Genomic DNA, 6,660 nt, shown 5'->3' on the forward strand with positions numbered 1-6,660 from the left:
GGTGGGGTGACCGGGTCCGGACGCGGCGGCGTGCTCTCCGGGGGGCGGAGTGCTTCTGGTGCGAGCTGGGCGGCGGCTTCGTCCGGGCGTGGTGGTGACGAGGCCTCAGCGGGAGTTGGGCTCTCCGGGGTGCGGAGTGCTTCCGACTCGCGCTGGGTGGCTGGGGTGGGTGTAGCGGCTTCGACCGGAGTGGCGAGCAGCGGGGACGGTACCGATGCACTGGCTTCGGGCGCCGTGTCGGTGGGTTTCAGGTCGGAGGCAGGCGCAGCCTCCGTGTCGCCGGGTGCCGGTGGCGTGGAGGGAGACGCCGCTGCTGCGTCCAACGAGGGGGCGACGGATGCCGGTGTTTCCGTCGGGGAGACCGACGCTGCCTCTTGGAGCGGGATGGAGACCGGCGTTGACGGAGGCGTTGCTTCTTCGATGGGTGCAACAGCCGTCACGTCCGGGATGGAGCCAGGGGCTGGCGTCGATGAGGGCGACGGTTCCGGGAGGAGCGTTGCGTCCGTCGTGGTTGCGGTGGAGGCGGGTGGTGCCTCCGGAGAGGGCGATGCTTCCACGAGGAGCGCTGCCTCCGTCGTGGTCGCGGTGGAGGCGGGTGGTGCCTCCGGAGAGGGCGATGCTTCGACGAGGAGCGTTGCGTCCGTCGTGGTCGCGGTGGAGGCGGGTGGTGCCTCCGGAGAGGGCGATGCTTCCACGAGGAGCGCTGCATCCTTCGTGATCACGATGGCCGCAGGTGTGGTCGTCGAGGAGGACGACGCTTCTACGAGGGGGGCAGGCTCCGTCGTGGTCGCGGTGGAGGCGGGTGGTGCCTCCGATGAGGACGACGCTCCGGCGAGGGACGCTGTCTCCGTCGTGGTCGCGGTGGAGGCGGGTGGTGCCTCCGATGAGGACGCCGCTTCAGCGAAGAGCGCTGTCTCCGGCGTGTTTGCTGCGGAGGCAGGCTCTTCCCCCGATGAGGATGCCGCTTCAGCGAAGAGCGCTGTCTCCGGCGTGGTTGCTGCGGAGGCAGGCTCTTCCCCCGATGAGGACGCTGCTTCAGCGAAGAGCGCTGTCTCCGGCGTGATCGCGGTAGAGGCGAGTGTTGCTGCCGAGGAAGGCGACGCTCCTGCAAGGAGCACAGCTTCCGGTGTGGCTGCGGCGGAGGCAGGCGCTGCCGCCGAAGAAGACGACGCTTCTGTGTCGAGCGCTGTCTCCGTCGTGGTCGGGACAGAGGCCGCCGTAGTCGTCATGTCTGGCGACGCTTCCGCGGTAGGCGTCGCATCCGTACTGGTGGTGACGGTGACAGGGATTGCCGTCGAGGACGCTGTTTCCGCGAGCGATGCTGCTTCCGCTGTGGCCGTGCCCGACGCAAGCGTTGTCGGGGACTGAGGCGACTCTTCCGTGATGCGCGATGAAGGTGTCGTGGCGGGGAGGGTGGCTTCCGCTGAAGTGACGGACTCGATGGATCCCGGAGTCGTGGGGGCTGCTTCCGCGTGCTCCCTCGTGGGCGAACCCTCTTCTGAAACCCGAAGCCCACCTTCCTCCGAAGCCTCCGCGGAGGCTTCGGCAGCGGGCGATGCAGATGCCTCAAGGAGCGCGGTCCATGCGTCCTTCGTGCTCCCTTCATCCGCGGACCCGGGCGCCGTCGTACCCGAGGCCTCTTCGCTGCCAGTCAGGTCCGCGGGCTCCGCCGTGGTGACAGCCCGCTCCAGTGCTGCCGCGAACGGATCCACGTCCTCCGGCACCGCGCCTTCATCGTGCGGGATGGGCGCCGGGGCGATGCCCCACGCGAGCAGGCGCTCCGCTTCCTGGCTGCGCGTCGGCACATCCTGCTCGGAGGACTCTGCTCCCGCCCCGCCATCACCCACGGCAGTGGCTGCAACGCCCTCGTCCGGATCCCCACTGAGGTCGACATCGACGTCGAATGACTGCTCGCCTTCGGACGAGGACGCCTCGGAAGCAGTCGCCGGCTCATCCTCGTGGGACAGGGGCGCCGCCGTCGCTTCGGGGAACGCCTGCATGTCTGGCGTTGATGCCGACTCGGCCGGTGCCTCATCCCCGTCAGTGCGCGCCGCGGATTCCCACCGCGGCGCCTGCGCATCCCCGAGGACGACGTTCGGATCAAACGCCTCGACCGACGCGGGCGCGAAGCCGGAGGTCGCATGGGCATCGCGACCTTCGTCTGTCCCAGGTGCTCCCGACCCCGGCACCCGCTCCTCCGCGAAGGCGGCATCCCAGGGCGGCGTCCCCTCGGAGGTCTCCGGCTCGGTGACCGCATCCGCTCCAACGTCGTCCGGGCTCGCAGCCGATTCGAACGGATCCGGATCCGCCTCCGTCCCCCTGGCTTCGACCGGCGGCACCTGGATGGCCGCGAAGGTGCCGGAAGAGGCCGGAGGCGCCTCCCAGGTCTTCGCCTCCGGCGGCGTCGAGCGAACGGTGAACATCTCCCGCGTCGACCGCTGCGGCATCCCCGGAACGGACGTGTTCCCCCGCGCATCGCGCGACGGGCCGAACAGCTCCGACAGCGGCGCAGGGGCCTCCTCGTCGTCCACCTCCTGCTCCGGGAAGAGCGACACCGGCTCATCGGGATCCGCGAGGACCGGAGGCGTGACGGCAGGCACTTCCGACGCGACCGGCTCCGCCACGGGTGCTTCCGGTGCGGTGTCCTTCTCCGGCAGCACGTGCCCGGACGTCGCCTCGGCGTCACGGGACGGCTGCACCAGGGCGTCCGGAAGCGTCGCGCTTTCGGCCACGGTCGCGGGCCTGTCCGAGTCCCGCTCCGGCGGCACCGTCTCCGTGCGGATCCGCGCAGGCCCTACGGGCTGGGTGCGGCGGACCAGCCCCGGCGGACGCGGCGCCGCGTCGGTGCCTGTCGCGGGCGGGGCCGTCACCCCCGACTCCGTGTCCTCACGTCCCGCGTCTGTCCCGGTGCGCTTCGCGACGATGCGGTCCACGAGCGCCTTGCTCGCGGCATCCAGCCGGGTGAAGCGCACCGTCATCCCGGCCCGCGCGTTCCCCGCGTCCGGTTGGGCCTTGAGCACCACGCCTTCACCGCGCAACAGCCGCGTGCCGTCCGCGAGGACGAACTCGAACGCCAGGCCCGTGCCTTCCGGCTTGGGGGCCTTGGTGGCCACGAAGACTCCGCCGCGCCCCACGTTCGAGCCGTACCGCTCGATGAACTCCTCCTCCGCGGTGTACGGGAGGCGGATGCGCAGGGGCAGGAGCTTGGAAGCCGGCCCGGTCATCGCAAGGGGATCCGCACGTCCCCGCCGGAGCCCTGCACCACGAGCGCCAGCCCATCGTCTTGCACGGCTTCCGCGGTCACCTCGAACAGCAGCACCAGCTCCGTGCGCTGCTCGGGAGCCCACAGGGTGGGCAGGGGCTTCGTGCCGGCCACCGCCTGCGCATCACGCGCCAGCGGGTAGGCCTGCCCCTTCGCATCCGTCAGCCGCGCGCCCGCCAGGGACAGTGGCGCGGGCGTCTTCCCCACGTTCTGGGTGATCAGCTCCACGCGCAGGAACAGGTCCTCCGTGGTGAGCCCCAACCCGCTCTTGCCGGAGCCCTTCACCGAGTGCGACGACTCCAGCCCGGTGACCTTCATCGCCACCGTGTCCACGTGCACGGTGTCATTGCGCGCGGGCAGCCGCAGCTTGCGTGGACCTGACTCGTTCATCCCCGCCGCCAGTCCCGCCAGTAGCGACTCCGGCTCTCGGGGCGTCTCCGGACGCGCGGAGGCCGCGCCGCCCTGCTTCACCCTGTCCGCCTCCGCGCGCAGCTTCTGGAGCGTGCGCATGTCGGCGTCCTGTCCGCTCCCAGACGTGGCGGACTCCTGCGTGCAGCCCCCCGCGAGGAGGGCCGCCGTCAGCAATGCCAGGGAGCGGGACGGGACGCGGGGACTCACGCCGGGCTCGCGCCCTTCACCAGCTCATAGAGCTTCTCGAGCGCCGCGGGCAGGTTGGCCGCGTCCGGACCGCCGGCCTGCGCCATGTCCGCCTTGCCGCCGCCCTTGCCGCCCACTTCCTTGGCCATCTCGCGCACCAGGTTGCCGGCGCTGATGCCCTTGGCGACCAGGTCCTTGGTGAGCGCCACGAGGATGACCGCGCGGCCGTCCTTCTCACCGCCAATGGCAATCACGCCCGAACCGATGCGGTCGCGGAGCTGATCCGCCATGCCGCGGAACACCTTGTCGTCCGCCGGGTCCACGCGCGTCGCCAGCACCCGCATGCCGTTGACGTCGCGCGCCTGGTCCAGGAGGTCCTTGTTCGAGGCCGTCTGCGCCTTGACCGCGACCTCCTCCACCTTGCGCTCCAGCTCCTTCACGCGCTTCTGGGTCGCCTCCACGCGGAGGGCGGCCTCCTTCGGCGTCGTGCGCAGCAGGGCCGCGACCTTCTTGAGCTCGTGCTCCTGCTCGCGCACGTACTGGAGCGCGCCCAGGCCGGTGACGGCCACGATGCGACGGACGCCGGACGCGACGCCGCTCTCGCTCGTCACCTTGAACAGGCCGATGTCGCCGCTGCGCTTCACGTGCGTGCCGCCGCACAGCTCGGTGGACTCCGGGTGCACGGTGACGACGCGCACCGTGTCGCCGTACTTCTCACCGAACATGGCCACCGCGCCGGATTTCTTCGCGTCGTCCAGCGTCATGATGCGCGTCTCCGCGCCCGCGTTGTCGCGCACCCAGGTGTTGACCATGTCCTCCACCTGCTCCAACTGCTCCTGGGTAGCGGGGGAGAAGTGCGAGAAGTCGAAGCGCAGGAAGTCCGGCGCGACGACGGAGCCCGCCTGCTTCACGTGGTCACCGAGCACGCGCTTGAGCGCCTTGTGGAGCAGGTGCGTGGCGGAGTGGTTCGCGCGGATGGACTTGCGGCGCTCCACGTTCACGGACGTCTGCACCATGTCGCCGACCTTCAGCGTGCCTTCCTTCACCTCCACCGCGTGGACGATGAGCCCCTGCACCGGGCGCTGCGCGTCCTTCACCTGCGCCACCGTCTTGCCGCCGTGGGCGACGATGCGGCCGGTGTCGCCCTGCTGGCCGCCGGACTCGCCGTAGAAGGGCGTCCGGTCCAGCACCACCTCCACCGTGGTGCCCGCGGCGGCCTCCGGCACTTCCACGCCGTCCTGCACGATGGCGCGCACGCTGCCTTCGCCCTCGTGGCCCTCGCCCTCGTAGCCGAGGAACTCCGTGAGGCCGGTGCGCTCCAGGACCTTCTGGTAGATCTCCCCGACGGCCTTCTGGCCGGAGCCGGCGAAGCCCTTGTTGCCCTCGTCCTCCAGGAGCTGCTTGAAGCGCTCCAGGTCCACGTCGAAGCCGCGCTCGCGCGCGATGATCTGCGTGAGGTCCCACGGGAAGCCGTAGGTGCCGTGCAGCAGGAAGGCGACCTCGCCGGAGAGGACCTTCTGGCCCTGCAGCCGCGCCAGCTCCTCGTCCATCAGCTTCAGGCCGCGGTCGAGCGTGCGGCGGAAGCCCTCCTCCTCGTGCTTCGCCACTTCCATCAGGAAGCTGCGGCTCTCGCGCAGCTCCGGGTAGGCGTCACCCATGAGCTCGATGACACGGTCCACGACCTTGAAGAAGAACAGCTCCTTCAGGCCCAGGAGGGTGCCGTGGCGGATGGCGCGGCGCATGATGCGGCGCAGGACGTAGCCGCGGCCCTCGTTGGAGGGCTGGACGCCGTCGGCCACGAGGAACGCGGTGGCGCGGGCGTGGTCGGCGACGACGCGCTGCGAGGCGCCCGTCTCCTGCGAGTAGGGCTGGCCGCACAGCTGGCTGATGGTGCCGATGATGCCCTGGAAGAGGTCGGTGTCGTAGTTGGAGCGCTTGCCCTGCACGACGGACGCGATGCGCTCCAGGCCGGCGCCGGTGTCGATGGACGGCTTGGGCAGGGGGATGAGGGGCGCGTCCTTCTCCTTGCGTTCGAACTGCATGAACACGAGGTTCCAGATTTCGAGCCACCGGTCGCAATCACAGGCAACGCCCTGGCACGGACGGCCCGCGGCCTCTTCGACACACGGGATGTCGTTGCCCTGGTGATAGTGGATTTCGGAGCAGGGGCCGCAAGGGCCGGTGTCGCCCATGGCCCAGAAGTTGTCCTTGTAGCCGAGCTTCAGGATGCGGTCGCGCGCGACGCCCTGCTTCTCCCAGAGTTCGAAGGCCTCTTCGTCCCAGGGGATGCCGCCCTCGCCGTTGAACACGGTGACGGCGAGCCGCTCCGTGGAGAGGCCGAGCCGCTTCGTCACGAACTCCCAGCCGAAGGCGATGGCCTCCGCCTTGAAGTAGTCGCCGAAGGAGAAGTTGCCGAGCATCTCGAAGAACGTGTGGTGACGGGCCGTGTAGCCCACGTTGTCGAGGTCGTTGTGCTTGCCGCCGGCGCGCACGCACTTCTGGGACGTGGTGGCGCGGCGGTAGTCGCGCTTCTCGCGGCCGGTGAAGACGTCCTTGAACTGGACCATGCCCGCGTTGGTGAAGAGCAGGGTCGGGTCGTTGGCGGGCACCAGCGAGGAGGACGCCAGACGGCGGTGGGCGCGCTCTTCGAAGAACTGGAGGAACGCCTCGCGGATCTGGGCGGCGGTGAGGGCGGAAGGCATGGTGTGGGTATATGCCACAAGAGGGCCGGGCGCAGCAGTTCCTGGACGGGTCATCCCCTGGGGGACGGGCCATGTGGGAGAGGCTGACGTGCGGGGGGC

3 protein-coding genes and 1 pseudogene are annotated in these 6,660 nt (G+C 70.2%); 1 reads left to right on the forward strand and 3 read right to left on the reverse strand.

Features of this window, described 5'->3' with window-relative positions:
- The first annotated feature begins 273 nt into the window (after positions 1–273).
- Positions 274–1,368 (forward strand): prolipoprotein diacylglyceryl transferase, encoded by a 1,095-nt coding sequence (locus tag D7X12_RS44745; RefSeq protein ID WP_167509110.1) that lies wholly within the window; start codon positions 274–276, stop codon positions 1,366–1,368.
- Between the two features lie 1,610 nt (positions 1,369–2,978).
- Here the strand turns inward: D7X12_RS44745 and D7X12_RS44750 are convergent.
- The 3 genes and pseudogenes from D7X12_RS44750 to alaS all read right to left on the reverse strand — a co-directional run.
- Positions 2,979–3,224, reverse strand: a pseudogene (locus tag D7X12_RS44750) (PilZ domain-containing protein); the annotation flags it as partial.
- Complete coding sequence (locus tag D7X12_RS37485; RefSeq protein ID WP_120629987.1) at positions 3,221–3,880, reverse strand: hypothetical protein; 660 nt, start codon at positions 3,878–3,880, stop codon at positions 3,221–3,223. The gene D7X12_RS37485 and the pseudogene D7X12_RS44750, both read right to left, overlap by 4 nt.
- On the reverse strand, positions 3,877–6,561 hold the full coding sequence (alaS, locus tag D7X12_RS37490; protein WP_120629988.1) for an alanine--tRNA ligase: 2,685 nt from the start codon (positions 6,559–6,561) through the stop codon (positions 3,877–3,879). Before alaS ends, D7X12_RS37485 begins: the two co-directional genes overlap by 4 nt.
- Positions 6,562–6,660 lie beyond the last annotated feature (99 nt).

The sequence above is a fragment of the Corallococcus sicarius genome (assembly GCF_003611735.1).
Classification (GTDB): Bacteria; Myxococcota; Myxococcia; order Myxococcales; family Myxococcaceae; genus Corallococcus; species Corallococcus sicarius.

Excerpts from the sequence above, each read along its gene's own strand:
- alaS (WP_120629988.1), bottom strand. The coding sequence starts at position 6,561 with ATGCCTTCCGCCCTCACCGCCGCCCAGATCCGCGAGGCGTTCCTCCAG.